Here is a 26,356-nt window from a genome sequence, read left to right as displayed (position 1 = left end):
GCATGAACGTCAGCAATATTTCGGTTTCCCTGGGGGAGGGCGTCAGGGTTCAGGCCCAGCGCCTGAGCCACGGTGACAGTACCGGGCCGGTGTTGGTATTCCTGCATGAATCCCTTGGCAACATTGCCTTGTGGAAGCAGTTCCCGCGCCAGTTGGCGGAGGCCACTGGCCTTGATGCGCTGATCTATGAGCGCCGTGGTTACGGTGTCTCCAGTGATGAGCCGTTGCCCCGTCCCTACGATTACCTGGAGCAGGAAGGCACTGTGTGGTTACCCCGGTTGCTGGATGCGCTGGCGATTGACGAGGTTATTCTGGTGGGCCACAGCGATGGCGGTTCCATTGCCCTGATTGCCGCGGCAGCGCTGGAAAAGCGGGTAAAAGGATTGATCACCATGGCCGCTCATACCTGGGCTGATCACCTGACCCTGGCAGGCATCCGTGACATGCGCCGGCGTTACCAGGAAGAGGGCATTCGCGAGAAGTTGCTGCGCCACCACGGCGAACGTACCGATGCGTTGTTCTACGCCTGGCAGGACGTCTGGCTGGATGAAGGTTTCCACCAGTCTATGGATTTTGGCCCCTGGCTGGACGCTATTCATTGCCCTTCTATGATCATTCAGGGGGATGATGATGAATACGGCGTTCCGGAACAGGTGACCCGGATTGTAGAGGGCATCGGCCATCGGGCTGAACCGGTGTTCATGGCTGACACGGGGCATTCGCCCCACTTGCAGCAGCCTGCCCGGGTGCTGGCGCTAATCAGTGATTTTTTGCGAATGGAGATTGGTCAAAAAAGTACGATTTTCAGTTGACGTTTACGTAGACGTCAATCTACTCTGTAGACAGTATAAACGCACAACAATAACAAAGGTAGAATGGCTCATGAGTGACCCGTTCGTTCTGGAAACCCAAAGCCTCGTCAAAGAGTTCAAAGGCTTTGTGGCGGTCGACGACGTTAACCTGAAGGTGCAGCGTGGCCACATACATGCCCTGATCGGCCCCAATGGCGCGGGCAAGACCACGGTATTCAACCTGCTTACCAAGTTTCTGATTCCTACTCGTGGCAGGATTCTGTTCAAGGGTGAGGACATCACCTCGATGAAATCGGCGGCCATTGCCCGCAAAGGCGTCGTCCGTTCCTTTCAGATTTCCGCGGTTTTCCCCCATATGACGGCGCTCGAGAATATTCGCGTCGCCCTGCAGAGCTTTGAAGGAAACTCCTTCCGCTTCTGGAAATCCGGCGGCTCCCTGAACAAGCTTAATGAACGCTGCATGGAATTGCTGGACAGCGTGGGGCTGACGGAATTCGCCAATACCACCACCGTTGAACTTGCCTATGGCCGTAAACGCGCCCTGGAACTGGCCACTACCCTGGCCATGGAGCCGGAGCTGCTGTTGCTGGATGAGCCCACTCAGGGGATGGGCAGTGAAGACGTGGATCGGGTTGTTGAGCTGGTGCGAAAGGCTGCCCACGGCCGCACGGTGTTAATGGTGGAGCACAACCTGGGTGTGGTCAGCAAGCTATGTGACCGGGTAACGGTTCTGGCTCAGGGTTCTGTGTTGACTGAAGGCGACTACCAGCAGGTTTCCGATGACCCACGGGTGCGTGAAGTGTATATGGGTGGCACCGCCACCAAAAAGCAGGAGGCGACGGAATGACACAGGCGCACTCGAAAGAGTACGAACAGCTTCGAATCTCCGGCCTGCACGCGTTTTACGGTGAGTCGCACATTCTCCATGGCATTGACCTGGAGGTTCAGCGCGGGGAACTGGTCACACTTCTGGGCCGCAACGGGGCTGGCCGCAGCACAACCCTGAAAGCCATTATGAATATGGTGGGTCGACGTACCGGCTCGATCATGATTAACGGTGAGGAGACGATGACTTGCGCGCCTCACCACATTGCAAGGTTGGGAGTAGGGTATTGCCCCGAACACCGGGGCATTTTTTCCGGGCTCAATGTCATGGAAAACCTGACGCTTCCGCCAGTCGTCCGAAGTGGTGGCATGGGGTTGGAGGAAATTTTCTCCATGTTCCCCAACCTGTATGAGCGCCGAACCAGCCCTGGCACCAAGCTTTCCGGTGGTGAACAGCAAATGCTGGCCATGGCACGAATCCTGAGAACCGGTGCCAACATGCTGTTGCTGGATGAAATCACCGAAGGCCTGGCTCCCGTCATCGTCGAAACACTGGGCGAAGTGTTGGTCAAGCTAAAGGAAAAAGGCCTGACCATTGTCCTAGTTGAGCAGAATTTCCATTTCGCCGCACCCCTGGCGGACCGTCACTACGTGATGGAACACGGCCAGATTGTGGAGGAGATCAGCGCCGACGAGCTTGAGTCCAAGCAGTCGATGCTGGACAAGTACCTGGGTGTGTAAGGCCCGGGGATGAGAGTGAAATAAAGAGTGCAACAAGAGCAATAAGAACGAAACCCGAAAACCAACGCAAAGACAGTAGCGGAGAAACAACAATGACAATCACCAAAAAGCTTCTGACATCAGCGATTGCATCAGCCATGTTAGTGGGTGCTGCCCAGGCTGAGATATCCGACAACACCGTTAAAATCGGTTACCTGGCCGACATGTCCGGCACCTACCGTGACCTGGCCGGACCGAATGGCCAGACTGCTCTGGAAATGGCCATCGCGGACTTCGGTGGCACGGTTAATGGCGCCAAGATTGAAGTGGTTAGCGCGGATGATCGGAATAGCCCGGATTCCGCCTCCAGTACCGCCCGGCGCTGGGTGGAGAACGAGAACGTTGATTTGATTGCCGGCCTGGTTGCCTCTTCGGTCACCATCGCCGTCAGCAACATTCTGGAAGAGAACAACAAGCTGGGTATCGTCTCAGGTTCTGCCGCGTCCAGCATCACCAATGAACACTGCACGCCGAACCATATCCACTACGTGTACGATACCTATCCGCTGGCCAACGGTACCGCCAGTGCCGTGGTGAAAGAAGGTGGCAAAAGCTGGTTTATCCTGACGGCTGACTACGCCTTCGGTCACGCGCTGGAAGGCGACGTCACCCGGGTGGTGGAAGAGAATGGCGGTGAAGTCATGCAGGCGGTGCGTCATCCGTTCCCGACCTCTGACTTCTCGTCCTTTATCCTGCAGGCCCAGTCCTCAGGCGCTGATGTGGTGGCCCTGGCAAACGCCGGTGCAGACACCACCAACGCCATCACCACCGCCGGTGAATTCGGCCTGACCCAGTCCGGCCAGACCCTGGCGGCGCTGCTGTTGTTCCTGACCGACGTTCACGCACTGGGTGCTCAGTCTGCCCAGGGCATCCAGCTCACCACCGGCTGGTACTGGGACATGAACGACGAAACCCGTGCCTGGTCTGACCGTTTCATGGAAAAAACCGGTGTTCGTCCCACCATGGTGCACGCTGGTATCTACTCCAGCGCTATCCAGTACCTGAACGCCGTCAAGGCAACCGGCTCGGATGATTCCCAGACGGTACGCAAGCAGATGATGGATACGCCCATCAACGATATGTTTGCCAAGAACGGCGTCATTCGTGAGGACGGCCGCATGGTTCACGACATGTACCTGGCGGAAGTGAAAACACCTGAAGAGTCCAAGAGCGAGTGGGACCTGTACGACATCGTGCGCACCATCCCGGGAGACGAGGCATATCGCCCGCTGTCCGAGAGCAAGTGCAAGCTCGTAACCCAAAACTGATGTTCTGACCGACTGGGCCGTCCCGCCCCACCTGCTGTTCGGGCGGGGCGGCCACTGACCTGCAGACACGCAATTTGACGCTGTACGTTGCGCTGCTTTTGGAGTTTGTAACATGACCGAGATTTTGGGAGTCCCCGTGGCCGTGCTGTCCGGCCAGCTAATGCTCGGGGTGATCAATGGTGCCTTTTACGCCCTGTTGAGTCTGGGGCTGGCGGTTATCTTCGGCCTGCTGAAAATCATCAACTTCGCCCACGGTGCCATGTACATGCTCGGTGCCATGTGCACCGTACTGATTTTTGATGCCTTCGGAGTCAACTACTGGGTAGCGCTCTTCGTCGCACCAGTGATAGTGGGCTGTTTCGGCATTCTGCTGGAGTACTTCCTGTTGCGCCGCATCGCGGGCCAGGATCACATCTACAGCCTGTTGTTGACCTTCGGGATTGCGCTGATCCTTCAAGGTGTTCTGACCAATATTTACGGCGTTTCCGGCCTGCGTTATTCCATGCCGGAGGTGTTCAGAGGTGGTATGAACCTCGGGTTCATGTTCCTTCCCTATTATCGTGCCTGGGTAATCGTAGCAGCCTTGCTGGTGTGTTTCGCAACCTGGTTCATGATCGAGAAAACCCGGCTTGGCTCTTACCTGAGGGCAGGCACGGAAGATTCCCAGCTGATGCAGGGCTTCGGCATTAATGTGCCACTGCTGATCAGCCTCACCTATGGCTTTGGTGTCATGCTCGCCGCCTTCGCCGGTGCGCTCGCCGCGCCCATCTATTCGGTGTCGCCAGTAATGGGCTCCAACATTCTCATCGTGGTATTCGCCGTGGTCGTCATCGGCGGTATGGGTTCCATCGCCGGCGCGGTGATTACCGGCCTGATGATGGGCGTTGTAGAAGGGTTTACCAAGGTGTTCTATCCGGAAGGCTCGGCAGCCGTGATCTTCCTGGTGATGGTGGTTGTCCTGTTGATTCGCCCGTCGGGCCTGTTTGGTAAGGAGGCATAGTCATGGCGAATACAACCACGCAGACAGATATCCAGCAAAGTATCGTTCAGCAGCAGAAATCCGAGCAACGCAAGAAGCAGATACTGAACCTGGTGTTGCTGGTTCTGCTCCTGCTGGCGCCGGCGGTGATGTACCCCGTGTTCCTGATGAAAATTCTGTGCTTCGCCCTGTTCGCAGTGGCGTTCAACCTCCTGCTGGGCTACACCGGCCTGCTGTCTTTCGGGCACGCAGCTTTCCTGGCGGCGGGCTCATACACCACCGGTTACCTGCTTTCGAATTTCTCCGGTCTGACGACTGAAATGGGGATAATCGTGGGCACAGCGGCGGCGACGGTGTTGGGCCTCGGCTTCGGGATTGTGGCCATCCGCCGCCAGGGTATCTATTTCGCAATGATCACCCTGGCGCTGGCGCAGCTGGTCTACTTCTTCTTCGTGCAGGCTCCGTTCACCGGCGGTGAGGACGGTATGCACGGCGTGCCACGTGGCTATTTGTTTGGCTTCATTGACCTGAGTAACAACTACGCCATGTACTATTTCGTGCTGGCGGTTTTCCTGGGAGGCTATCTGGTGGTGCAGCGCATTGTCGGTTCGCCCTTCGGGCAGGTGCTCAAGGCGATCAAGCAGAACGAACCAAGGGCGGTGTCCCTTGGCTACAACGTGGATCGCTACAAGTTGCTCGCCTTCGTGATTTCAGCAAGCCTGGCCGGCCTGGCCGGGTCAGTGAAAACGGTGGTGTTCCAGTTGGCATCCCTCAACGACGCCCACTGGCACATGTCCGGCGAAGTCATCCTGATGACGCTTCTGGGTGGTACTGGCACGTTGTTGGGCCCGGTGGTCGGTGCCACCTTCGTGGTGAACCTGGAATATCAGTTGGCCCAAGGGCCGCTGGGTGACTGGGTAGACCCGATCCTTGGTGGCATCTTCGTGTTGACGGTGATGGCCTTCCGCTCGGGGATCGTGGGGGAGATCCAGAACTTTATGCGCAAAAACATGAGCTAATCGTCGCTCGCCGCCCAACTGCCATACCCCAACTCCATGACCCGGGCCACTTCGGCCTCGGGTATGGCTGTCAGGTCACCCAGTTCGAGGGTGTCGTAGTGAAACGCATAGAGGCGGGAAGTGAATTCCGCCACGGGCAAGGATGCCTCACCCCGAATCTCCCCGTTTCCCCGTGTTGAGCAGGTGATGCCCTGGCCCCAGTCCTGACCGCTGTCGTTGTTGGGGTTGAAGAAATACACCCGCATTTCATTGCTCGGGCTCAATGCGACCCGCAGAATTGTGATCGCATGGCGACCGACGAAGCGGGCGGCGCTGTCAGTAACCGCGATCCCGGCAGGTTGGTGGTGAATCACCGGAATGTTGCCGTTGTAGTAGGGGTGATAACTGGCGTAGAAGTGCCGGGTGAAATCATCGTAGTCCGTGACTTCCCCAGTGTGAATGTCCGCCACTACCTTGAAGCCGTGGCTGACCCACCAGCCATAGAACTCCGGGTTGATCCAGCGGTGGGCGTCGTCGTCACGGTCTTCACAGCGGCGCCACATCTCACCGTATATCCGGTCCAGGTGAGGGATCAGGATCAGCGATACCGGGTCCACATCCACCGGTGCGTCTTCGACCAGCCCGGGCTCAAGGTTCTTGGAGGACACTTCCCAGCCCTCGAACCGGCTTAACACTTCGTTGTCGCGGGCGGCCCAGGTCAGCACTTGCAGCAGATAATCCGCCTCGTTGGCAGCCCACATGGACAGCCCGATTGCAGACTGGCAACTGGGGTTGTTGCCTTGGCCCACGCCCAGCGGCTGACCCAGCAGATTGAGAACGCCGGCCAGCAGGAACACTCTTGGTGATACCTCATCACCGAACGCCTCTAACAGAGCCTGTTCGGTTTCCACCGATAACTTGAGCTTGATCTGTCGCCACAGGGCCTGGGCAACCGGTGGCGTGAACAGCGAGCCCCGCTCCAGCATCATGGTCAGGCCGTAGACCGCCTGACAGGTTTCCGGATAAATGGCTTCATCAATCAACGCATCCACAAGCTGATTGTAACAATAGTAGTCATCCAGCCCGGTCATTGTCAGCCCCAGTGCGGTGGGGATGAGTTCGTCCTCGTTACTGGTGCGCAGAAAGCGGAGAAATACGGCGTGGTAAGGCGAGGCCAGTCCGGTATCGTGCATGTTGCGGGCGAAATGGGTGGCTTCCGCAGACAGATCCACGTCATCCATTTTTACCAGGCGCAACTGGTAAACATCCAGGCCGGGGTCTTCCCGGCTGCCGGGCGTGGGTGCGAACAGGGCTCTTACCAGCCGGGTGGCGTCGGCGGTGCCGGTGGTTTTCAGTTCCGGGTCATACAGGCATTTGGCGATCTGGCCGATCATGTCGCAGATGCTGTCCACCTGCACGGGCCCCTGTTCCAGTAGCCGCCACACCTCAGTCACCAGGCTGTCCAGCAGGTTTTCGTAGCCAAGGTGGGATATCAGGTATTGGTAAAGCCCCAGAACGAGGGGGCCGAGTTGTTTGGGGCGTTCGCGGTCCGCTTCATTGAGCGTGCCAGACAACAGGTCCAGGTTCAGGGCCATCACCTGGGTGAGGAAGTGCCGGGCCTGCTCGGAGGAAATGCCAGGGTGAAAATAGTCGCCACGCACCACTGCTAGCAGGCGGATTTCGCTGATGGCCTCAACAACGGTGGTGACAGCTCCGGCTTCTCGCAATGAATGCTTGGCGAGGGCAGGTTGTAGGATGGCGGGTTTAGACCAGTCACTGGTGCCGAAAACACCGGCTGATTCCAGAGCGCGAACTCGCCGGTACAGGACATCGAAGCCCCCCGGCAGTGTCATCAGAAGACGTGCACGTTCCAGCAACCCCAGGCTGGAGGCTTGAGGAGACGCGCTGCGGGCGCGGGCAAAGTCTGCCAGGGCGGCATCGAGTTGCAATGAAGCCTGGGCAAGATCCAATGGTTAACTCCTTTTCCCATGTTCCGCCATACCCGCTACCCGGTAACGAACGCTGTAACGGTGTGTTGCGAGGGGTGATACCAGCCAGTGTAGTCGCCCTTACCCCAGAAACGAAGCCTCAAAAACCTGATGCGGTATTTGCGTATCTTGTCAAATAGCCTGGAAAGCAGGATAAAGGAGCATTGACACTCCCTGTGCCGGCCCCTCGCCACAGGCCTGTTTGAGTTTTGGAAGGCTGACCTTATGGGTTCTGGTTTTGCGAGCGCTGACGCATTCCTTCAGGCGCACCCCGAGCTGCAGTTTATTGATCTGCTGATCCCGGATATGAACGGTATTGTTCGCGGTAAGCGCGTGGCCCCTTCAACTTTGCCGAAGGTGTTTGAGCGGGGCATCGCGATGCCGGCATCCATCTTTGCCCTGAACATTCAGGGCACCACCGTGGAAGAGACTGGTCTGGGCCTGGATATTGGCGAGGCCGACAGAGTGTGCCTACCCATCGACGGTACGCTTACCCTGGAGCCATGGCAGAAGCGGCCAACCGGCCAGTTGCTGTTGACCATGGTCGAACTGGATCGTGAAACCCCGTTTTTCGCGGACCCGCGCGTGGTGCTTCAGAACATCGTCAAGCGGTTCGACGAACTGGGGCTGACCCCGGTCGCGGCCTATGAGCTGGAATTCTACCTGATCGACCAGGAGAACCTGGCCGGCCGCCCACAGCCTCCCAAGTCACCCGTTTCCGGCAAGCGTCCGGCGGGCACCCAGGCCTATTCCATTGACGACCTCGATGAATACGCGGAATTCCTGGCGGATGTGCTGGATGCAGCCCATGAGCAGGAGCTGCCGGCGGACGCCCTGGTGGCGGAATCCGCCCCTGGCCAGTTTGAGGTAAACCTGCATTATGTGGACGATGCCGTGCAGGCCTGCGACCACGCCACCCTGCTCAAACGCCTGATCAAAAACATGGCTTACGACCATGAGATGGATACCACCTTCATGGCCAAGCCTTACCACAATCAGGCCGGCAGCGGCATGCACCTGCATGTCAGTTTACTGGACCGGCAAGGGCGCAATGTATTTGCCGGCGATGCCGAGCAACCCAACGATATGCTGCGCTGGGCCGTGGGAGGTCTGGTGGAAACCATGAACGACGCCATGGCGCTGTTCTGCCCCAATATCAACTCCTACCGTCGGTTCAGCCCGGAGTATTACGTGCCCAGTGCGGCGACCTGGGGCGTGGATAACCGCACGGCCAGCCTGCGCCTTCCGGGCGGAGCCCCCGAGGCACTGAGAATCGAGCACCGTGTTGCGGGTGCCGATGCTAACCCATACCTGCTGATGGCGGCGGTGCTGGCGGGTATTCATTACGGTATTTCCAACCGCATTGAGCCGCCGCCGGTAACGGTTGGCAATGCCCACGAGCAGCATGAAGCCAGTCTGGTGAATAACCTGCGGGATGCGCTGCGGGAGCTTGGCCAGTCTCCGGTGATGGCGGACTATCTGGGCAGGGAATTCTTGGATGTGTTTGTCGCGTGCAAGGAGCATGAACTGAACGAGTTCGAGATGACCATCTCGGATCTGGAATATCTCTGGTACCTGCATACGGTTTGATTGCCTCCCGCAATCTGGTTGTGGGGCGCGGGGGCCAGTTCGCGGTCATCCACAACCCATGAACCTTTTTGATGACCCATTTGGCGCAACTCCATGACCCAGTATTCCGCGGTTCCATCCAATTACGCAGCATCGGCGAATCCGTCCCCGAGACGGCCGGCGCTTCAGGACGTTTGCGAGGCCGATGTGTGTGTGGTTGGTGCCGGTTACACCGGGTTATCCACCGCATTGTTCCTGACCGAAGCCGGTTTCAAGGTAGTGGTGCTCGAAGCCGTTACCGTGGGCTGGGGTGCCTCCGGTCGCAATGGCGGACAGATCGTCAACAGTTTCAGCCGTGACCTCGACGCAATCGAACGCCAGACCACGGCGGATCATCTGACCCACTTGGCGTCCATGGCGTTTGAGGGCAGCCAGATCATTCGTCAACGGGTACGGGACTACGGCATCCATTGCGACCTGAAAGAGGGCGGCATTTTCGCGGCCCTGAACGCACGGCAGCTCGGCCATCTGGAGGATCAACAGGCACTCTGGCGGCGGTTCGGGTACGGGGATCTGGAACTGCTGGACCGGGAAGGAATTCGTGCCCGAGTTGGCACCGAGTGCTATCTCGGCGGCGCGGTTGATCACACCGGTGGCCACATCCATCCCCTGAACCTGGCCCTGGGCGAGGCGGCTGCCCTGGAATCTCTCGGTGGCGTGATCCACGAACAGTCAGCCGTTACTGACATTGTTCATGGCCAACCTGCCACGGTGAAAACCGATCAAGGCGAAGTGCGGGCAGCGTTTGTGGTGCTGGCGGGCAATGCCTATCTCGGCGGCCTGGTACCGGAGCTGGGCGCCAGGTCCATGCCCTGCGGCTCGCAGATTATCGCCACCGAACCGTTGGACGATGCCGTCGCCAGACAACTCCTGCCGCAGGACAACTGCGTGGAAGACTGCAACTATCTGCTGGATTACTTTCGCCTGTCTGGCGACAAGCGTCTGATCTACGGCGGTGGGGTGGTATATGGCGCCCGCGACCCGGCCAACATCGAGCGGCTGATTCGCCCCCACATGCTGAAAACGTTCCCCCAGCTGGCCGATGTGAAGATCGACTACGCCTGGACCGGCAACTTCCTGCTCACCCTGTCACGCCTGCCGCAGATGGGCCGGCTGCAGGACAACGTATTCTACTCACAGGGCTGCTCTGGCCACGGAGTTACCTTTACCCACGTAGCTGGAAAAGCCCTGGCAATGGCTATCCAGGGCCAGGCCGAGCGTTTCGACGCCTTCGCCAGCCTGCCGCATTACCCGTTTCCGGGGGGGCGGGCGTTTCGGATACCGTTGACGGCAATAGGGGCCTGGTACTACGCGTTGCGGGATCGGTTGGGGGCCTGATTTTTAGGGAGCTCAATCCTGAAATCGTCTTCCAGCGTCTGCCAGTGGGCTTTCAGGATATCTTTGTGGGCGTCCGCCATGGGTAGTTCTTGAAGGGCTTTTGGCCACAAGGTCCGGGCTTTTTCCAGGGTGTCGTCCAGGTGAGGCTTGATGGCCCGCCAGGGTATCCTGGATTTCTCAGCCCAGGCCTGGAAGTGATTCATGGTCGTGGTATTCCAGCGTTTGTTTTTTCCCAGATTGAGGGCAAACTCACTTTCGTTCTCGATATAAACGCGGGTTGTGACGATGTCGTAGGCCGGGGACAGCCGGGGCGTAACCTGATCTGGGTAGATCAGGCTCCAGTTCTTCAGGTGGGCATCGCCATTGGCGAGCAGGATGTTCACTAACAGCCGGCGCGCAAACTGTTGGGCGTCTGCCAGACCATCGCCGGAAAATTCGTAAATCACCCTGCCGATCTGCTCGTAGTTCGCCGAGTTGTATTTTTCATGGGGGTACTTAACCAGTATCTGGGCAAAGTCCTCCATGTGAGTACGCGTGCGTCCGTCCCGATCAAACCGCTTGATTGCGAACGCTTGCCTCTCCTTTGGTAGATTAATGGGCGGAAGGTTATCAAGCTTATCCAGATCGACCAGCTTGATGTCCGGGATATCGATTCCTGCCAGGGATGCCAGGCTCATGGCCGTGTATTCGTTCAGCGGCACATGGCTGTGTTTTGTCGACGGTGTTTTGATAATCCAGTCGCCGAGTTCGTCTCCCTTTGTCAGGTTGTAGCGACCTTCCTTTTCCTTCATGGAAAATTTCATCTGGACACCTGCCAGCGAGAACCTGTTTTCCATATTGGGGGTCTCGAACTCCACAGCCTTTGCTTTGCCGTGGGTAGATAAAACGCTGTCTGGAACGTCTTCGGGGGCCATAGGTGTGGCAATCAATGCGCCAGGCAGATCCCTTCCGAGATAGGAAAACAGGTGAAATTCGTTATCGATATGAACTTTCAGACTCTGAGCAAGCAGCTCCCTGAGCGATCCTTCCGGCAAGAGGTTGGATAGCGAGGGATGAAGCCTTTGGTTGCGGGCCCAGGATTCTCTGAGAAGCTTTTCGGAGCTCGGAAATTGGGGGTGAGTGATCAGGCTGAAAGTCGGCCGCTCTCTGTCTCCTCGGAATTCATCAGCAAAGCTCAGAACATTGCGACCGTTTCTGAAACCGGCCAGATGGCCCACCACTCGTCCGTGAAGCGTCAATTGAAGGATATTGACGTCCTCGCTTGCTGAATCGTTCATTCGTTGTCCTCCAGCAAGCCTCGCCAGGGATCATCCGAGAGTGGCTTTGAGCTATCGTGAGTGGGTTGATTGGTTGCTTTGTCTTCCAGGATAGCCATAACCGCTTCCTGCTTTTCCTGGGGGACCAGTACCAACTCGCTTTTCAGTCCCATGGCAATCAGTTCAAGCGTATCGAGCCTGGGGTTTCCCTTGGTTTCCAGGCGCTGGTATTGCTGGCGGGACATGCCGACACGCATCATCATATCGTGCTGTTTCAGCCCGATGCTCAACCTGCGCTGTTTGATCTGGTCCAGTAGTGAGGTCATTTGGAAGCTTATAAGTTGCTTTTTATGGTGTAAGAAACATATTAGTTTCCTTTTTTGTCTTTGGCAACTTATGTGTTGCTGTAAATCGACAGCTCCCGGGCGTGCCGCTCTGGTTTGGGGTCATCAATGGACTCCACGGCTTCAATCTGCGCAATGTAGTCCGCCGGCAGGCCGTTTTCCCGGGCGCCGATGAGCACGTGGTCCTTGTACCAGTGGAAGGGTTTAAGTGAGTGGTTGATGCGGGTGGCATAGTATATCCAGGCGTGCAGTGTGCCTTGTTCGGTTTTCAGCTCAACCTGCTTCTCATCGTAGCCAAACCCCAATGCCTCATGCCGGTCCAGGTCTGGTTTCTCTGAATCATCAATTTCGTAAACCACGCCGGTCACCCGGTCCCCCGGGTTGCCGGTCTCTTCCGCGTCGCATTTGGCGGAGCCGTCGCTGGCGGATTTGTGGAAGCGGAGTCGATGGGCTGTAAGCTCTGCGACAGCTATGAATCGGGCTGATGGAACCCGGGCCTGGAGTCGTCGTTGCGACATGTTGGAGCCATAGCTGAAGCAGAGCATGCAATGTCCTTGTTGGCGATTACACCGAGCCTACCAGTGATGACGACGTCATTGCAGGTGTAGCCTTGGTGAGTGTTCCCTGCAACGCCAGCGCCAGTTCATCCACCCGCCGTTCCGCCTCAGCAACGGATTGCGCCAACACCTCGCCGCCTTCCTCCTGATTTTCAATGGCAATGCTATGTACATTGGTGATGCCGATAAACTCAAGCACTGTGGTCAGGCTCGGTTCAAGATGATTCATATGCGCCAGTTCGCCTCCCGGCTCGAATCCAACCCCGCCGCGGGAAGACAGGATAACCGCATGGCGGGGGCGGTCTGCGAGCAGTGCTGTGAAGGGGGCTTCGGGAGTGGATGGGTCGTACTCCACGGTTCTGCCCATGCGAACGATCAGGTCCACCCATGCCTTGAGGGCTGCCGGCATACCGAAATTGTAGAGGGGCGCACCGATGATGAGGATGTCCGCGGCGACCAGTTCATCGATCAGTTGGTCACTCTCTGCCAGTGTGTCGTCCATCCAGGGCTCGTGCTTTTCGGGTGGAGTGAAGGCTGCCTGTATCCACTGTTGATCAATGAAAGATGGCGGTGTGCCGCCGATATCGCGATAGGTCACCGTATCGCCGGGGCGTCGGGCCTGCCACCGGGAAACAAACCTCTGTGTCAGGCTGCGGCTGTGGGAACCGTGTTCCTGGATACCGGCGCGGCCGGGGCGGGCAGAGGTGTCGAGTTGCAGGATGTGAGTCATGTCGGGCTCCAATAAGGTGTGAAATCAATTCATCTGTTGTTGACAGTTAATTAAGCCTAAATCCATAATTTAAGACCCACAAACGATGATTTTCTGCATTTATAGATGAGGTGAATTCATTCATGAATCCCCGCCGCCTACCATCGCTGTCTGCACTGCGTGCCTTTGAGGCTGCCGCCCGCCATGAAAGCGCCAAACAGGCTGCCCAGGAACTGTCAGTGACCGCCACGGCCATCAGCCACCAGATTCGCGGGCTTGAGGAAGCGCTTGGGGTGGAGCTGTTCGTTCGTAAGCCCCGGCAATTGGTGCTAACGCCTAAGGGGCGGGATTTTCAGGAAGTGTTGGGAACCGCCTTCGATAACATTGGTAACGCCATTGAACGGTTGAAAACCGTGCCGTCGCGCCAGGCGGTGACCTTGTCGACTACGCCAGCGGTCGCGGTGCGTTGGCTGTTGTCCTGGGTGTGCATTTTGCGGGACAGCCATCCGGACATTGATCTGCGTATCCACGCCTCACACGAAGCCGTGGCCCTGGATGGGGTGACGGCAGACCTTGCCATTCGCTATGGGGATGGCCACTGGCCGGGCCTGGTTGCCGAGAAGCTGTTCGACAACACCTTTATTCCGGCCTGCAGTCCTCATCTTGGGCTGACGCGGGTGGAGGATTTGCCGGATCATTCGCTGATTCACTTCCGGCCGCAGCGAGTATCGGTGAGCCCGGTGGACTGGGCCGGTTGGCAAAAGCGGGCGGGAATATCGGGGCTGGATGTCAGTGCCGGATTGGTGTTTTCGGACGAGACCCATGCCATCTCCGCTGCCGTGGGTGGCCAGGGTGTGGCACTGATGAGCCGGCCGTTGATCGAGGATGAGTTGGCCGAAGGTCGGCTGGTGCAGCCCTTCGGCCCGGAGTTGGAAGGCAAGCCTTTCTATCTGGTGTACCCGGAAAGCCGCCGGCAGGACCCGACGATACTGGCCATTCGCGATTGGGTACTGAACGTACCTGGCGGATTGTGCCCAGTATCGCCGGCTACCGCTGGCTGAAACCTCAGGCCTCGACCGCTTTCAGCGTTTCAGCCAACGCATCATCCAGTTCATTGGCGCGCTTGGCCGCTGGCCGGCTTTCCGTGCGTTGGATGTACTCCTGGAACACCGTGTTTGGCGGAATGTTCTTCTGCATGGTTTCCCACCACAGATAACTGCTGACCAGCACATCCGCTGCGGTAAACGTGTCACCGCAAATGTAGGGGCTCTTGCCCAACACTTTCTCTAGCGTGTTGATACTGTCTTCCACTCGGCCGCAACCGACAGACTGGGCATTGCTGCTATCGATCTTCCAGCCATAGGCGAGGGCACTGGTGGCCATTTCAAAGGGGCCGGCCATGAAAAACAGCCAACGATAGTAGGCGCCGCGCTCCGGAGAGTCGAAAGGCGGGGCAAGCTTCTTGTCCGGGAACTGGTCTGCCAGGTAAGCGCAGATGGCCGCGACCTCGGTCACAATGGTGTCGCCATGTTTGATGGCGGGCACCTTGCCCATGGGATTGATGGCCAGGTATTCCGGGGTTTTCATGTCCGGGCCGAAATCCATCGTCTCTACTGTGTAGGGAATACCGACTTCTTCCAGCATCCAGCGTACAACACGGCCTCGTGACATGGGGTGGGTGTAAAAGGTGAGTTCCGACATGCTGATCTCCTTTTCAAGCCTGTTTTTTCAAGGGTATGGGTTACTGCGAGAATAGATTAATGTGGAAATAGGTGAATATCTGTCCTAGATAAATGGGAAGATGTATTTTTAATGTAAAAACCGGAAAAGCTGCCAGGAGGAAGGCGACAATGTCTGGTCCCACGACGCGCGTGTTGACTGTTCTGGAACTGTTGCAGACCCATGGCCAGATTGGCGGTGCCGAACTGGCGGAGCGGCTGGGTGTGGATCGGCGAACCATCCGTCGCTATATCACGGTGCTCGAGGATCTGGGCATTCCGGTGATGACTGAGCAGGGGCGCTACGGCGGCTACCGGCTGGTGGCAGGCTTCAAGTTGCCACCGATGATGTTCACCGACGAGGAAACCCTGGCAGTCTCCCTTGGGCTGCTGGCTGCCCGACAGCTTGGGCTGGCGGATGCGGCGCCGGCCATTGCCAGCGTGCAGGCGAAGCTGGAACGGGTGATGCCGGCCAACCTCAAAAAGCGGGTACGCGGTGTCAGCGACACCACCCGGGTGATCCTGCCCCGGGGCGAGCCCAGCCTGGACGACCGCGCCCTGCAAACCCTGACCGTTGCTACGGAAGCGATGCGCTCGGTGGGGTTTACCTACCACTCACCCGATCACGGCGGGATCGACCGTAGCGTTGATCCCTACGGGCTGGTGTTTCGACAGGGCCGCTGGTACCTCACCGGCTTTTGCCAACTCCGCCAGGCCATGCGTTCGTTCCGGCTGGATCGTATCAGCAACGTTCATATGCTGGCAGGCACCTTTCAGCGGCCATCGGATTTTGATGCAGCGGATTTCCTGAGTGAGAGCTTCCTGTCCTGGGGGCGCACCCACGAGGTGTCGCTGGTGTTTCATACGGACCGTGAGTCCGCCTCAGCCGTGTTTGGTTTTCATTCTTCCTGTGCGGAGGGATTCGAGCAGCGTGATGACGGCTTACTGCTAACCACCCAAACCGACAGTTTCGAGTGGTTTGCCTGGTGGCTGGCACAGCTCCCGTTCCGCTTTACCATACTCAAGCCGGACAGGCTCAAGGATGCGTTACGGGAGCATGCCACGCGGTTGCTGGCCTGTTGTGAGTGAAGGTTTACCCCACAAACATCCTCTTTGCCAACGGCAACCCCTTCAGGCCACTGACCGCCACGGTCGCCAGTAAGCCGCCGATCATCGCCCCGGCTACACCGCAGGTCATCACATCCTGGCCAGTCAGGTACAGGCCGGGAATGCGGGTTTTGGGTTTCAGCCAGTCCTGTTCAAAGCGGCTGGGCGAATGGTTCAGGCCGTAGATCTCGCCCTTGCTGTAGCGGCAGAAGTAATCGGTAGACAGCGGCGTGGACAGCTCGTAGTAATCCACCTTGCCTTCCAGATGCGGGAACTTCTCGTACAGCTTGGCCAGCAGCCGCTGGGCGTAGGCTTCTTTCTTGGCTTCGTACTCATCGCCGCGTTTGCCCCAGGTTTCATCAGCCCAGTCTTCGTACCAGTCGTAAGGCCCGGGGGCGACGATCTCGATGGTGGCGCGGCCGGGGTAGCGCTCGGCAAAGCTTGGGTCTTTGGCGGATGGGAACGAGATGTACGTCAACGGGATGTCGTGTTCATCCGGCGCGGCCATGAAATCGCTGACCTGCTTCTCGTAGTGGGTACCCGGGTAGATCCAGTAGTTGGTTTTCGGCAGTTTCAGGTTTTCAGCGGTATCCTCCAGACCGATGTACAGGCAGTTGCTGGCCATGGAGCGTTCCACGGTTGTCAGCTTTTCCTGGTAATAGTCCCGGTGGGGTGCTGTTTCAGGAAGCAGTTTGTCGAACGTGTTGAACACGCCGGCGTTGCTGATCACCAGCGGGGCGCGAACGTCCTCCCCGTCTGCCATGCGCACACCCACGGCCTTGCCTTTCTCGATCAGGATTTCTTTCACGTCGGCGTAGGTGAACACTTCCCCGCCGCTCTGCTGGATGACTGGAATAATGGTCTTCGCCATTTCCGAGGCACCGCCGATGGGGTAGTAGCCGCCGTACAGGTAGTGGCGGGCAATCAGTGCATGAATGATGAAACTGGATTCCGCTGGCGGCAGGCCGTTGTCGCCCCACTGGCCGGTGAGCACCGCGATCAGTTCCTGGTTGTTGGTCAGGCTCTCCAGTACCTCCCGTGTGGGCTTGTTGAGGAATGCCGGTGCAGTGCGGTCGACGATTTTGCGCAATGGCCCGGCGGCCAGGTCAGGAAGTACTTTGCCAATCACCAGCCCCGGCATGGCCTTGGCCACTTGCCGTAGATAACCCAGATAGGTGTCTATGGCCAGCTCCTCGCCGGGAAATTCCTTCTTCAACTCAGCTTTGAAGGCGCCCGGGCCGGCGACAAGGTCTACGTGGCGGTTGCCAATAAAGATGCGGTCAAAGTGGCTGTCCATGGGTGCCCACTTCAACTGGCCGTCGGTAATGTGGTCGAACAGGCGCTTGCTCAGGGTGTGGTCTGCGCCCACATCGCCGATGTAATGCACGCCCACATCCCATTCGTAGCCGTTGCGATCATAGCTGTGTGTAAAGCCCCCGGCGGTGTAGTGCTGCTCGAACACCACCACTTTCTTGCCCAGTTTGCTCATGCAGGCGGCGGTGGTCAGCCCGCCAATGCCCGAACCAATAACAATGGCGTCGTAAGGACCATCAAGGCGATTGGCGCGATAGCGGCGCCCGACTCGGATAGTACTGGGTTTGGGGCTACTCATGATGTGGTGTCCTTTTTGTGTTGTTTGTTTACGGCAATTGAGCCATCGAGCAACAGTGTGACGACGCCTTCGGTCAAATGAGGTTCCACCTCCGTACTGGGCAGATGTCCGTCGATAGACAGTTGGGACAGGCCGTGCACCAGGGACCAAGCAGCGGCTGTCATCAGTGACAACGGAATGGGTTTGACGTAACCCGCCGTCTGGGCTTGTGCAATGGTGTCTTCCAGGACCTGAAAAGCCCCCTTGCCGGCGATGTCCAGGCGCGGGTGAACGCCTTTGGGCAGCACTCGACCGCCAAACATCAGCCGGTATAGGTTGGGTTCGTCCTGTGCAAAAGATACGTACACTAGGCCTATATCAATCAATGCTTGCCGGGGTTTGCTTTGATCCACGGCCAGCAGCCGTGCTCGCAGGGCCTCGAATCCGGTCACGGCCAGTTCCGCGAGCAGGCTCTCCCGGTCAATGAAGTGGCGGTACAGGGCCGGCGCACTTACACCGATCTGCTTGGCCAGGGCCCTCAGGCTGATAGCGGCATCGCCGTGTTCCCGCAGGATTTCCAGTGCCAGCTCATGGGCCTGCTGGGGCAGGTCGCCGTGGTGGTAATTGGTTTTGAGAGAGGTGGGGCTGATGGGCATAAGTTATCACCGGTAACATTGTTACCAGTGATAACATCATAGGGTTAAGGCGATTGTCAACTGTATTCGGAAGCTGCCGATTCGCTCTGCTTGTAGCTCCGTAAGGCCAGCAACCCATCCACAACAAGAAACACCCCAAGACTGACGCCCATCACGGGTGCAAACCATCCTAATCCGACTGCAATCAGTGCCATGGCCAGCAGTGCCAGGGGCGGTGCTTTGAGCAGTTCCGTCCACACCCGCTGGGCGGATCGCTGATTGGACACCCCTTGCGTCGGGCGCCGCAGCCACCACATGCGGTAACCCAGCAGGATCATTACGCACAGTCCCAATGCGCAGGCAGCCACGAAGAGCTGGTTGGGCAGGCCGAACAGAATGCCCATGTGGGCGTCGATGCCCCAGCGTGTGAGTTTGGCGGCGATGGGGAATGTGTTGAAATCCACCCGGTCGGTTATTGTCATAGAACTGGGGTCAACAGCCACCATGTCCACCTGTGTTGGCCAGCTGCGGTCGATTTCGCGAACCACCCAGGCGCGGTTGGCGTCTGCTGCGGGTTTGATTTCCACCATGCCGGCATCAATGCCCGCTGCTCGGGCTCGCTCCAGTACAGCATCGTAGGTGGCGGCGTTGTCCTTACTCGCAGCCACTGGCATGGCCACTTCATGATCGGCGTGTTCACCATGGCTGTGAGCCTGACCGGGGGCTGAATCGGCGATTTGTGTATTCAGCCCCGGTGTGCCCCAATCCATTTGGGCACGCAGTTCGGCAATGTTGGCACCGGCCCACTTGGACCAGGTCAGGCCCGTCACCGAGAAGAACAGAAAGGCCATCAACAACACTACGCCAATACGACTATGCCATTTGCGAAGTGTGCTTCGGTCTGTCTCTTTTCTGCTTTGACTGATGGAACGGCGCCGCCACCAAAGAAATAAACCGCCCAGGGCCACCAGCCAGAGCCAGGAGGCGGCCAACTCGCTGTAGTAGCGACCAACCTCACCCAAGTGCAAGTGCCGGTGTACGTAGTCGATCCAGATGCGGAATGGCAGGGTGCCGCTGGTGCCGTAAACCACCAGGTCACCACGTATAGCCAGGGAAATGGGGTCTACGAACACCGCCTGATGCTCATAGGGTTGCAGGCCATCCACGGTGAACATCACTCGAGTGGTCTGGCCCGCTTCTGGTGCTGGGCGGACGGCAGCAAGACTGGCGTCGTTGCCAATGTGGTTTCGTGCAGCCCCGATCTGGTCTGCCAGTGGGTAAGCATCGCCGGTGAACTCAGAGGTCAGTTCGGTTTGGTAAAGCCAGTTTTCAATCTGTGGCGTCAGGGCAAATAGTGCGCCTGAGAGCGCCGCCACAAAGATAAAGGGGCCAACAAGAAGTCCTGCGTAGAAATGCAAACGCATAAGCAGAGCGTATCCCCAACGCGGCGCGCCGGTGGAGTGTGATTCGTTCATGGTCTTCCTCACTAAGGATTTAAAGGGAAAGTGTGGAGGTCAGACGATGAGCGGCGGGGCGCGAACAGGCGCATTGGGAAAGCTTGGAATACCCCGTGGGGCGGAAATAAAGTCGAGCGACGCTTGGCTACGGGTACCAGGGTGGTCTGAAGGCGCACCCAGTGTGCCCTGCGGTGACAGGGCAGGCAGTTTGGTGAGCAGAACGCAGTAGCCGCAGTCCCCATGGGCCAGGTGCTCGAAGGGGTTTGAATGCTTGCCTGGAGCCTGCTCTGGTGAGTGGTCGTGATGCTTGTGGTCGGCGTGATGGGAGGGCTCAACTGCATGATGCGTTGGTTCCGCGTGCTGTCGCAGCTGGGCTTTAGTCAGCAACGGCCCCAGATAGATGAGTAGCATGGATAGCAGGGCTATCCATGCAGGCCACCGATTATGCCGTTTTAACGTCACATTGCACCCGTATCCATGAGGCTCGCAATCCTCGCGTCCGTTTTGCTGCTGGAACTTTACCGTTATCGGTCAGTTCAGGGCAATGGAATTAGATACGTCCGCAAATGTACCGGGTTTCAGGCATTCCGAAAGATAAAGGAATCCATCGACAGCACGCCGTGTTCTATGCCGCCCTCAATGACGGAACTCTGGGCATCTGAGCCACCAGCCCCCAATGCAAACAGCAAAGGCAGGAAGTGCTCCGTGGTGGGGTGAGCGCGCTGGGCATGCGGCGCGAGAGCCAGAGCGTTAACCAGGCGTACATGATCGTTTTCCAGAACGGCTTCGCGAATCCACTGGCTAAAGGCCCTTGCGTATTCTGCACCGTTGTTGTCTCTCCAGCGTACTTCGTACAGGTTATGGGTCAGACTGCCCGAACCGACGATCAGTACACCCTCCTTCTGTAACGGCGACAGCACCTGGCCCAGTTGGTAGGCGGACTGGCTGTCGAGGTTTGCTGGAAGAGACACCTGAAACACCGGCACCGAGGCGTCCGGGTACAGGTACGTTAGTGGCACCCAGGCACCATGGTCCAGGCCGCGATGGGCGTCTGCGCCTGGCTGCCACCCGGCGTTTTCCAGCAGCGTCAGTGCCTTTTTCGCGAGCGACGGATGACCATGCGCTGGGTATTCCAGTTCGTACATGGCGGGTTCGAAGCCCCGAAAATCATGAATGGTAGCCGGTGCTTCTGACAGCCCCACTCGCACGTCTTGCGTCATCCAATGAGGTGACACCACCAGCACCGCAGTCGGTCGAGGCAGTTCCGTTCCAAGCTGCGAGAGGGCCGGGCCTGCCAGGCCCGGCTCCAGTGCGAAGGTGGGAGCGCCGTGGGATACGAACAAGCTGGTCATGGCGCGATACTCCTTTTTATTGAGTGACCAAACGGTCCACGGAGGCACGCCCGGCACCGCTAAACAGCAGGGAAACTGAAGCCGCCAGTAATGCCAGACCGAATTCATAGCCGTTGTTGCTCATGAACAGGCCATTCTGGAAATGCACGCTGAAAATGGCAATCAACATGGCGAAGGCCAGCGCTGCACTGGCGGGGCGAACCAGTAACCCGATGATCAGCGCCAAGCCGCCCAGGAACTCGGTGCCACCGGCCAGAAGAGCCATGAGGTAACCCGGGCTCAGGCCGATGGAATCCATCCATTGTCCGGTGCCTTCCAGGCCGTAGCCACCGAACCAGCCAAACAGCTTCTGGGCGCCGTGAGCCACGAAGATGATGCCGACGGGAATGCGCAGGGCAAGCGCGCCCCAGCCAGCGTTGGTGTCGAGCAGTTTGTTGAGGAATGTATTGTCCATGATCCGGTTTCCTTGTGTATGAGATGTGTGTTGAGCATGAGGATACTTTACGAATATCTTATTTTGGGATAAACATGCTTTTATTGGATTAACTGTCTCGAAAATCGGAACAATAGAATGGATAGATTGCTGGAGATGCAGACCTTCTGCGCCGTTGTGGATGAGAGCAGCTTTGTAGCCGCCTCGGAGGCAATGGGGATGTCGAAAGCCGCCGTATCCCGCTACGTTGGTGAACTCGAATCCCGGCTTGGGGTGCGACTTCTTCACCGCACCACCCGGCGACTGTCGCTGACGGCGGAAGGGGAAGTGTTCTACGTGCGTTGCCGAGAGTTGTTGGCAGGGGTGGAAGAGGCCGAGGCAGAACTGACCTCACGCAGCGGCGTCGCCAAGGGTGTGTTGCGCATTAATACCCCGGTGAGTTTTGGCATTCGCCACCTGGCGCCGCTATGGGGGCAGTTTCATGCCGAATATCCGGATGTGGAGCTCAACATCGACCTGTCCGACCGCATTGTGGATATCGTTGAAGAAGGTTTTGATCTGGCAATTCGAATTGCCAGCTTGAGGAATTCCACCCTGGTCAGCCGGCGTCTCACCACCACGCGGCTTGTGGTCTGCGCTTCCCCCGAATACCTCAGCACCCACGGCACGCCAGAACATCCTGAGGACCTGATTCATCACAAGATCATCGCCTACAGCAACCTGGCCACGGGTAACGACTGGCACTTTGATGGTCCAGACGGACCATTGAGCACGCGGATACGGCCCTGGATGCATGCCAACAACGGTGAAACCTGCTGTGCCGCCGCCCTGGCCGGTCAGGGGGTGATCCATCAGCCCAGCTTCCTGGTGCAGGACGACCTGGAAACCGGGCGGCTGGTGGAGCTGATGCAGGATTACCGCTCCGGCGAACTGGGTGTGTACGCAGTCTATCCCACTCGTAAATTTGTCACGCCCAAGGTGAGGGCGCTGGTGGATTTCCTGGTGTCGGCGTTTCCGGAGATTGTGTAGGAGCGGTTGTGTCTAACCTCGACGCGCCGCCTCAATAGCCGCGACATCGATCTTACCCATCGTCATCATGGCCTCGAACACCCGTTTCGCGGTTGCGCGGTCTGGGTCGGTCATGGCGTCTGACAGCACCTGCGGCGTAATCTGCCAGGAAATACCCCACTTGTCCCGGCACCAGCCGCAGGCACTTTCCTCGCCGCCGTTGCCCACAATCGCGTTCCAGTAGCGATCGGTTTCCTCCTGATCCATGGTGGCCACCTGGAATGAAAACGCTTCGCTGTGCGTGAAGATGGGGCCACCATTGAGCCCGAGACAGGGAATGCCCAGCACGGTGAACTCCACCGTCAGTACATCCCCTGCCGACCCTGATGGATAGTCTCCCGGCGCATGATTTACGGCATCCACCGACGAATCGGGGAAGGTCCTGGCGTAGAAATTTGCCGCCTCCTCAGCATCGCCGTTGTACCAGAGACATATGGTATTTTTTGCTCGCTTGCTCATCGCACGACTCCCTGTTGTTGTCGCTTATTGGCACTGCTCAAGCTGGCTGCTGATCATCCATTGGACACCAAAACGGTCCCTGGTCATTCCGAAACGATGTGCCCAGAAGGTCTGTTCGAACGGCATGATCTCTGTGCCCCCTTCGGACAGGGCCCGGAAAACCCGCTCCGCCTGGTCGGTATCATCGTATTCAAGGTGGATATGGGTGCCCTGGGGTGGCTGATAGAATTCTCCCGACATATCCGCCCCCATCAGCCGGCGGCCGCGGATATTGAGGGAGGAATGGACAACGTGATCATGCATTTCCTCCGGCACATCTTCTGCCGCAGGCGTTTCGCCATAGGTAATCACAGCTTCCAGAGTGCCGGCGGTCACTTCGGCATAGAATTCCATGGCTTCCCGGCAGTTGCCGCCAAAAGCCATGTGCACATTTATCTCCCGGGGAAGCTTTTCCTGCGAACGATGCTTCTCAAGCGCGGGGCTGGGCGCGAAATCCTCCAGCGTGAAGTAACGGCGTAATTCAAGGGTGACATTGCCGCCGGCATCTTCTTTTGGCCATTGTTTTGCCCAGGCGATGGCGTCTTCCAGGGACTCCACCTCAAGCACACTGTAGCCGGCCAGCAGCTCGCTGGTCTGCTCGAAGGGGCCTTTGATAACGGTAGGTTCACCGTTGTGAAACTGAATGCGGCAACCTTCCCGGGTTGGCCGCAGGCCGTCGCCATCGGTAAACACTCCGGCTTGCGTCATACGGTCGTTATAGTCCGCCATGGCTTGCAGGATGTCTTCAGAGGGTAATACGCCGTTCTCGGTGTCGGCATCGGCCTTGCGCATCAACATGTATTTCATATCGTCGTTCTCCAGTGCTTGTTGGTGGTTATCACTGGTTAGTCGCATGGTGCTGGCGGAAATCGACAGGGGAAAGGAAAAATATTCGACAGTAAGCGGCTCAATTCCTCAGTTTCACTGTGAGTCTTCTGCCTGTTCCGCACCCCGTTTGTTGTCCCGTGCGGTAAACCCCCAACCGACGGCGGTCAAAAGAATAAGACCCGTGATGATCGGTGACACCTCTCCGAAGGTGACTACCGCTCCAATGACGGAAGCCACGGCCGCAACGGCGGACAGTTTCCATGAGTAGCCGCTGGTTCCGGACTGTTTTTGGGGTACTTGTTTCATATAGATCCTCGTGGGCAAACAGTGTTGAAAATCGCCGGGCCCACTTTTCTATGGCTCGACTGGTTATGGATTAGGATAGGTTACCCCTCCGGACTGCGTTCCTCACTGAATAATGCACACAAAAAGTGCTTACTCTCGATTTATGTGTCACAGCAGCGCATTTCCCCATCAGCATGTTCTTTTCCGGAAGACTATAGATATTTGAAAAGGAAAAAGTTTTTTAGTCTGGCACAGCCTATGCAAAACCTGACGTAACTGGTTATAACAGGTTGTGACGAGACAGGTATGGAAAACCAATTTAGCGATGTAAATGTACTACCGATGCCTCTTTTTCAGCAGGTGAAAGAAAGCATTCGGCGGAAAATTCTGGACGGAACCTACGCGCCGCACCAGAAGTTGCCCAGTGAACGACAGATGATTGAAGTGTTCTCGGTCAGCCGCATCACCATTCGTCAGGCGCTAAGCCAACTCCAGCGGGACGGTCTGATATTCAAGATCAATGGCAAGGGCACGTTTGTGTCCATGCCCAAGGCCCAGTTTGACGTGTCGACACTGAAAGGTTTTGGCGAAAGCGCAGCCAGCATTGGCCAGGAAGCGTTTTCCAAGTTGATTTCGATCATCACAGAAACACCTAAGGATAACGTGGCCAGTTGCCTTGCGCTCTCCACGGGCGCTCATGTCACAAGGATTCAACGGTTGCGATATCTGAACCGAGAACCACTTGCCTTTGATATCACCTACGCACCCACCCACGTCAGCGATGGCTTTGGCAACGCGGACCTCGAACACAGAGACCTGTTCGATGTGATTGAAAACGACTGTGGAATTGCCATCGCTTCGGCCCGGGTCAATCTCGAATCCATGATCTGTGATAGCGAGCTTGCAGGCTTCCTGAATATGGAGCCCGGGAGTGCTGCGCTGCACATTGAGCGCACGATTCTGAATGGCTCTGGCGAACCCCTGCTCTATGAAAACCTCTTTTATCGCGGTGACCGGTTCCGATTCGGCATGGAAATCGATCGAGCTCACCTGGGTTGATCCAACAAAAGGTTTTTGATCATGAACACAGCAATGCAAAACGCGAGAATCAGCTCCCGAAAAGCGACCGACAGAGGCGAGCTTCGGACCGATGATCTGGAAGTTATTTATGACTCGGATGTCGGTAAAACGGTGGCCTTATCCAGAACCGATTTGACGATTAATCCCGGTGAATTCGTTTGTGTTCTGGGGCCTTCCGGATGCGGCAAGTCCACCCTGTTAAACGTGATCGCCGGGTTTGTAAAACCCACCGGTGGCAAGGCGTTACTGGATGACAAAGTCATCGAACAGCCGGGAGCGGATCGCAGCATGGTATTCCAGCAGCACTCACTGCTGCCCTGGAAAACCGTGAGAGCAAATATTGGCTTGGGGCCGAAGCTTATTCGGGACGTGGAGGCGAACAGCACCGTTAACCACTTCATCGAAATGGTGGGCCTGAAGAAGTACGAGCATCACTATCCGGATCAGCTATCAGGAGGCATGCAGCAGCGGGTGGGCATCGCGCGCGCCTTGGCGACTTTTCCCAGGGTTTTGTTGATGGATGAGCCTTTTGCCGCTCTGGACTATCAGACCCGTCTAATGATGCAGGAAAACCTGCTGAACCTGTGGGAAGAGTTCGGAACCACGGTGGTGTTCGTCACCCATGACGTGGACGAAGCCATCTTTCTATCTGATCGCATTCTGGTGATGAGTGCATCGCCAGGACGGATCGTTAAAGACATTACCAACCCGCTCCCTAGGCCCAGAACCCAGATGATCTCATCTGAAGCAGAGTTCCTGGCCATTAAGAGAGAGTGCATGGAAATCATTCGTGCTGAAAGCATGAGCACCTTCTAAGGCCA

The 26,356-nt window shown here is 57.5% G+C and carries 28 protein-coding genes; 13 read left to right on the top strand and 15 right to left on the bottom strand.

Annotated elements, in window-relative coordinates; translation table 11 throughout:
• Positions 1–2: 2 nt before the first annotated feature.
• The 6 genes from AC0B60_RS17655 to AC0B60_RS17630 all read left to right on the top strand — a co-directional run bounded on the left by AC0B60_RS17655 (position 3) and on the right by AC0B60_RS17630 (position 5,683).
• Positions 3–812, top strand: a complete 810-nt coding sequence (locus AC0B60_RS17655) for an alpha/beta fold hydrolase (protein WP_465087220.1) — start codon at positions 3–5, stop codon at positions 810–812.
• Between the two features lie 70 nt (positions 813–882).
• Entirely contained in the window at positions 883–1,659 is a 777-nt protein-coding gene (locus AC0B60_RS17650) for an ABC transporter ATP-binding protein (protein ID WP_465087219.1), read from the top strand.
• Entirely contained in the window at positions 1,656–2,378 is a 723-nt protein-coding gene (locus AC0B60_RS17645) for an ABC transporter ATP-binding protein (protein WP_465087218.1), read from the top strand. The genes AC0B60_RS17650 and AC0B60_RS17645 overlap by 4 nt, the downstream gene beginning before the upstream one ends.
• 92 nt (positions 2,379–2,470) lie before the next feature.
• Positions 2,471–3,685 carry an ABC transporter substrate-binding protein gene (locus AC0B60_RS17640; RefSeq protein WP_465087217.1) on the top strand — a complete coding sequence of 405 codons (1,215 nt, stop codon included), beginning with the start codon at positions 2,471–2,473 and terminating at the stop codon, positions 3,683–3,685.
• 112 nt (positions 3,686–3,797) lie between these two features.
• Positions 3,798–4,685, top strand: a complete 888-nt coding sequence (locus AC0B60_RS17635) for a branched-chain amino acid ABC transporter permease (protein ID WP_465087216.1) — start codon at positions 3,798–3,800, stop codon at positions 4,683–4,685.
• 2 nt (positions 4,686–4,687) lie between these two features.
• Positions 4,688–5,683 (top strand): branched-chain amino acid ABC transporter permease, encoded by a 996-nt coding sequence (locus tag AC0B60_RS17630; RefSeq protein ID WP_465087215.1) that lies wholly within the window; start codon positions 4,688–4,690, stop codon positions 5,681–5,683.
• Here AC0B60_RS17630 and AC0B60_RS17625 read toward each other — a convergent pair.
• Positions 5,680–7,632 (bottom strand): hypothetical protein, encoded by a 1,953-nt coding sequence (locus AC0B60_RS17625; protein ID WP_465087214.1) that lies wholly within the window; start codon positions 7,630–7,632, stop codon positions 5,680–5,682. The two genes, AC0B60_RS17630 and AC0B60_RS17625, sit on opposite strands and share 4 nt — an antisense overlap.
• Before the next feature lie 243 nt (positions 7,633–7,875).
• Between AC0B60_RS17625 and AC0B60_RS17620 the strand changes: the two genes are divergently transcribed.
• Complete coding sequence (locus tag AC0B60_RS17620) at positions 7,876–9,240, top strand: glutamine synthetase family protein (RefSeq protein WP_465087213.1); 1,365 nt, start codon at positions 7,876–7,878, stop codon at positions 9,238–9,240.
• A 93-nt stretch (positions 9,241–9,333) separates the two neighbouring features.
• Entirely contained in the window at positions 9,334–10,617 is a 1,284-nt protein-coding gene (locus tag AC0B60_RS17615; RefSeq protein WP_465087212.1) for an NAD(P)/FAD-dependent oxidoreductase, read from the top strand.
• On the opposite strand, the gene AC0B60_RS17610 is transcribed toward AC0B60_RS17615, so the two are convergent.
• The 4 genes from AC0B60_RS17610 to AC0B60_RS17595 form a co-directional block, all read right to left on the bottom strand.
• Positions 10,587–11,894, bottom strand: coding sequence for a type II toxin-antitoxin system HipA family toxin (locus AC0B60_RS17610; protein WP_465087211.1), 1,308 nt, complete (start codon positions 11,892–11,894; stop codon positions 10,587–10,589). The genes AC0B60_RS17615 and AC0B60_RS17610 overlap by 31 nt on opposite strands.
• On the bottom strand, positions 11,891–12,199 hold the full coding sequence (locus AC0B60_RS17605; RefSeq protein WP_465087210.1) for a helix-turn-helix domain-containing protein: 309 nt from the start codon (positions 12,197–12,199) through the stop codon (positions 11,891–11,893). Before AC0B60_RS17605 ends, AC0B60_RS17610 begins: the two co-directional genes overlap by 4 nt.
• A 68-nt stretch (positions 12,200–12,267) precedes the next feature.
• Positions 12,268–12,762 carry a gamma-glutamylcyclotransferase family protein gene (locus tag AC0B60_RS17600; protein WP_465087209.1) on the bottom strand — a complete coding sequence of 165 codons (495 nt, stop codon included), beginning with the start codon at positions 12,760–12,762 and terminating at the stop codon, positions 12,268–12,270.
• A gap of 19 nt (positions 12,763–12,781) precedes the next feature.
• Positions 12,782–13,504 (bottom strand): FMN-dependent NADH-azoreductase, encoded by a 723-nt coding sequence (locus AC0B60_RS17595; protein WP_465087208.1) that lies wholly within the window; start codon positions 13,502–13,504, stop codon positions 12,782–12,784.
• A gap of 122 nt (positions 13,505–13,626) precedes the next feature.
• Here AC0B60_RS17595 and AC0B60_RS17590 point away from each other — a divergent pair, with 122 nt between their 5' ends.
• Positions 13,627–14,544 (top strand): LysR substrate-binding domain-containing protein, encoded by a 918-nt coding sequence (locus tag AC0B60_RS17590; RefSeq protein ID WP_465087207.1) that lies wholly within the window; start codon positions 13,627–13,629, stop codon positions 14,542–14,544.
• A 4-nt stretch (positions 14,545–14,548) separates the two neighbouring features.
• Here AC0B60_RS17590 and AC0B60_RS17585 read toward each other — a convergent pair whose 3' ends face one another.
• A complete protein-coding gene (locus AC0B60_RS17585) occupies positions 14,549–15,184 on the bottom strand; it encodes a glutathione S-transferase family protein (RefSeq protein WP_465087206.1) in 636 nt (211 codons plus the stop codon).
• 149 nt (positions 15,185–15,333) lie between these two features.
• Between AC0B60_RS17585 and AC0B60_RS17580 the strand changes: the two genes are divergently transcribed.
• Positions 15,334–16,290: a helix-turn-helix transcriptional regulator gene (locus tag AC0B60_RS17580; protein WP_465087205.1), complete on the top strand. Its 957-nt coding sequence runs from the start codon at positions 15,334–15,336 to the stop codon at positions 16,288–16,290.
• 4 nt (positions 16,291–16,294) lie between these two features.
• On the opposite strand, the gene AC0B60_RS17575 is transcribed toward AC0B60_RS17580, so the two are convergent.
• The 6 genes from AC0B60_RS17575 to AC0B60_RS17550 form a co-directional block, all read right to left on the bottom strand.
• On the bottom strand, positions 16,295–17,920 hold the full coding sequence (locus AC0B60_RS17575) for a phytoene desaturase family protein (protein ID WP_465087204.1): 1,626 nt from the start codon (positions 17,918–17,920) through the stop codon (positions 16,295–16,297).
• The gene (locus AC0B60_RS17570) at positions 17,917–18,555 is read right to left on the bottom strand and encodes a TetR/AcrR family transcriptional regulator (RefSeq protein ID WP_465087203.1); all 639 of its coding nucleotides are present in this window, start codon (positions 18,553–18,555) and stop codon (positions 17,917–17,919) included. Before AC0B60_RS17570 ends, AC0B60_RS17575 begins: the two co-directional genes overlap by 4 nt.
• A gap of 56 nt (positions 18,556–18,611) precedes the next feature.
• On the bottom strand, positions 18,612–20,009 hold the full coding sequence (locus tag AC0B60_RS17565) for a PepSY-associated TM helix domain-containing protein (protein WP_465087202.1): 1,398 nt from the start codon (positions 20,007–20,009) through the stop codon (positions 18,612–18,614).
• 39 nt (positions 20,010–20,048) lie between these two features.
• Positions 20,049–20,453, bottom strand: coding sequence for a DUF2946 domain-containing protein (locus tag AC0B60_RS17560; RefSeq protein WP_465087201.1), 405 nt, complete (start codon positions 20,451–20,453; stop codon positions 20,049–20,051).
• Between the two features lie 116 nt (positions 20,454–20,569).
• Positions 20,570–21,343 carry a DODA-type extradiol aromatic ring-opening family dioxygenase gene (locus tag AC0B60_RS17555; protein WP_465087200.1) on the bottom strand — a complete coding sequence of 258 codons (774 nt, stop codon included), beginning with the start codon at positions 21,341–21,343 and terminating at the stop codon, positions 20,570–20,572.
• Positions 21,344–21,359: 16 nt separating this feature from the next.
• A complete protein-coding gene (locus AC0B60_RS17550; protein ID WP_465087199.1) occupies positions 21,360–21,797 on the bottom strand; it encodes a DoxX family protein in 438 nt (145 codons plus the stop codon).
• 117 nt (positions 21,798–21,914) lie between these two features.
• On the opposite strand from AC0B60_RS17550, the gene AC0B60_RS17545 reads away from it, so the two are divergent.
• On the top strand, positions 21,915–22,805 hold the full coding sequence (locus AC0B60_RS17545; protein ID WP_465087198.1) for a LysR family transcriptional regulator: 891 nt from the start codon (positions 21,915–21,917) through the stop codon (positions 22,803–22,805).
• 12 nt (positions 22,806–22,817) lie between these two features.
• Here AC0B60_RS17545 and AC0B60_RS17540 read toward each other — a convergent pair whose 3' ends face one another.
• From AC0B60_RS17540 to AC0B60_RS17530, 3 genes are all read right to left on the bottom strand, one after another.
• Complete coding sequence (locus AC0B60_RS17540; RefSeq protein WP_465087197.1) at positions 22,818–23,303, bottom strand: VOC family protein; 486 nt, start codon at positions 23,301–23,303, stop codon at positions 22,818–22,820.
• Positions 23,304–23,327: 24 nt separating this feature from the next.
• Complete coding sequence (locus tag AC0B60_RS17535) at positions 23,328–24,149, bottom strand: YciI family protein (protein ID WP_465087196.1); 822 nt, start codon at positions 24,147–24,149, stop codon at positions 23,328–23,330.
• A gap of 114 nt (positions 24,150–24,263) precedes the next feature.
• Positions 24,264–24,476 carry a hypothetical protein gene (locus AC0B60_RS17530; protein WP_465087195.1) on the bottom strand — a complete coding sequence of 71 codons (213 nt, stop codon included), beginning with the start codon at positions 24,474–24,476 and terminating at the stop codon, positions 24,264–24,266.
• A 285-nt stretch (positions 24,477–24,761) separates the two neighbouring features.
• Here AC0B60_RS17530 and AC0B60_RS17525 point away from each other — a divergent pair, with 285 nt between their 5' ends.
• Together AC0B60_RS17525 and AC0B60_RS17520 are read left to right on the top strand one after the other, a co-directional pair.
• Positions 24,762–25,514, top strand: a complete 753-nt coding sequence (locus AC0B60_RS17525; RefSeq protein WP_465087194.1) for a GntR family transcriptional regulator — start codon at positions 24,762–24,764, stop codon at positions 25,512–25,514.
• A gap of 21 nt (positions 25,515–25,535) precedes the next feature.
• A complete protein-coding gene (locus tag AC0B60_RS17520) occupies positions 25,536–26,351 on the top strand; it encodes an ABC transporter ATP-binding protein (RefSeq protein WP_465087193.1) in 816 nt (271 codons plus the stop codon).
• Positions 26,352–26,356 lie beyond the last annotated feature (5 nt).

The sequence above is a fragment of the Marinobacter sp. V34 genome (genome assembly GCF_055524115.1).
This window is presented reverse-complemented; position numbering and strand designations above follow the sequence as displayed.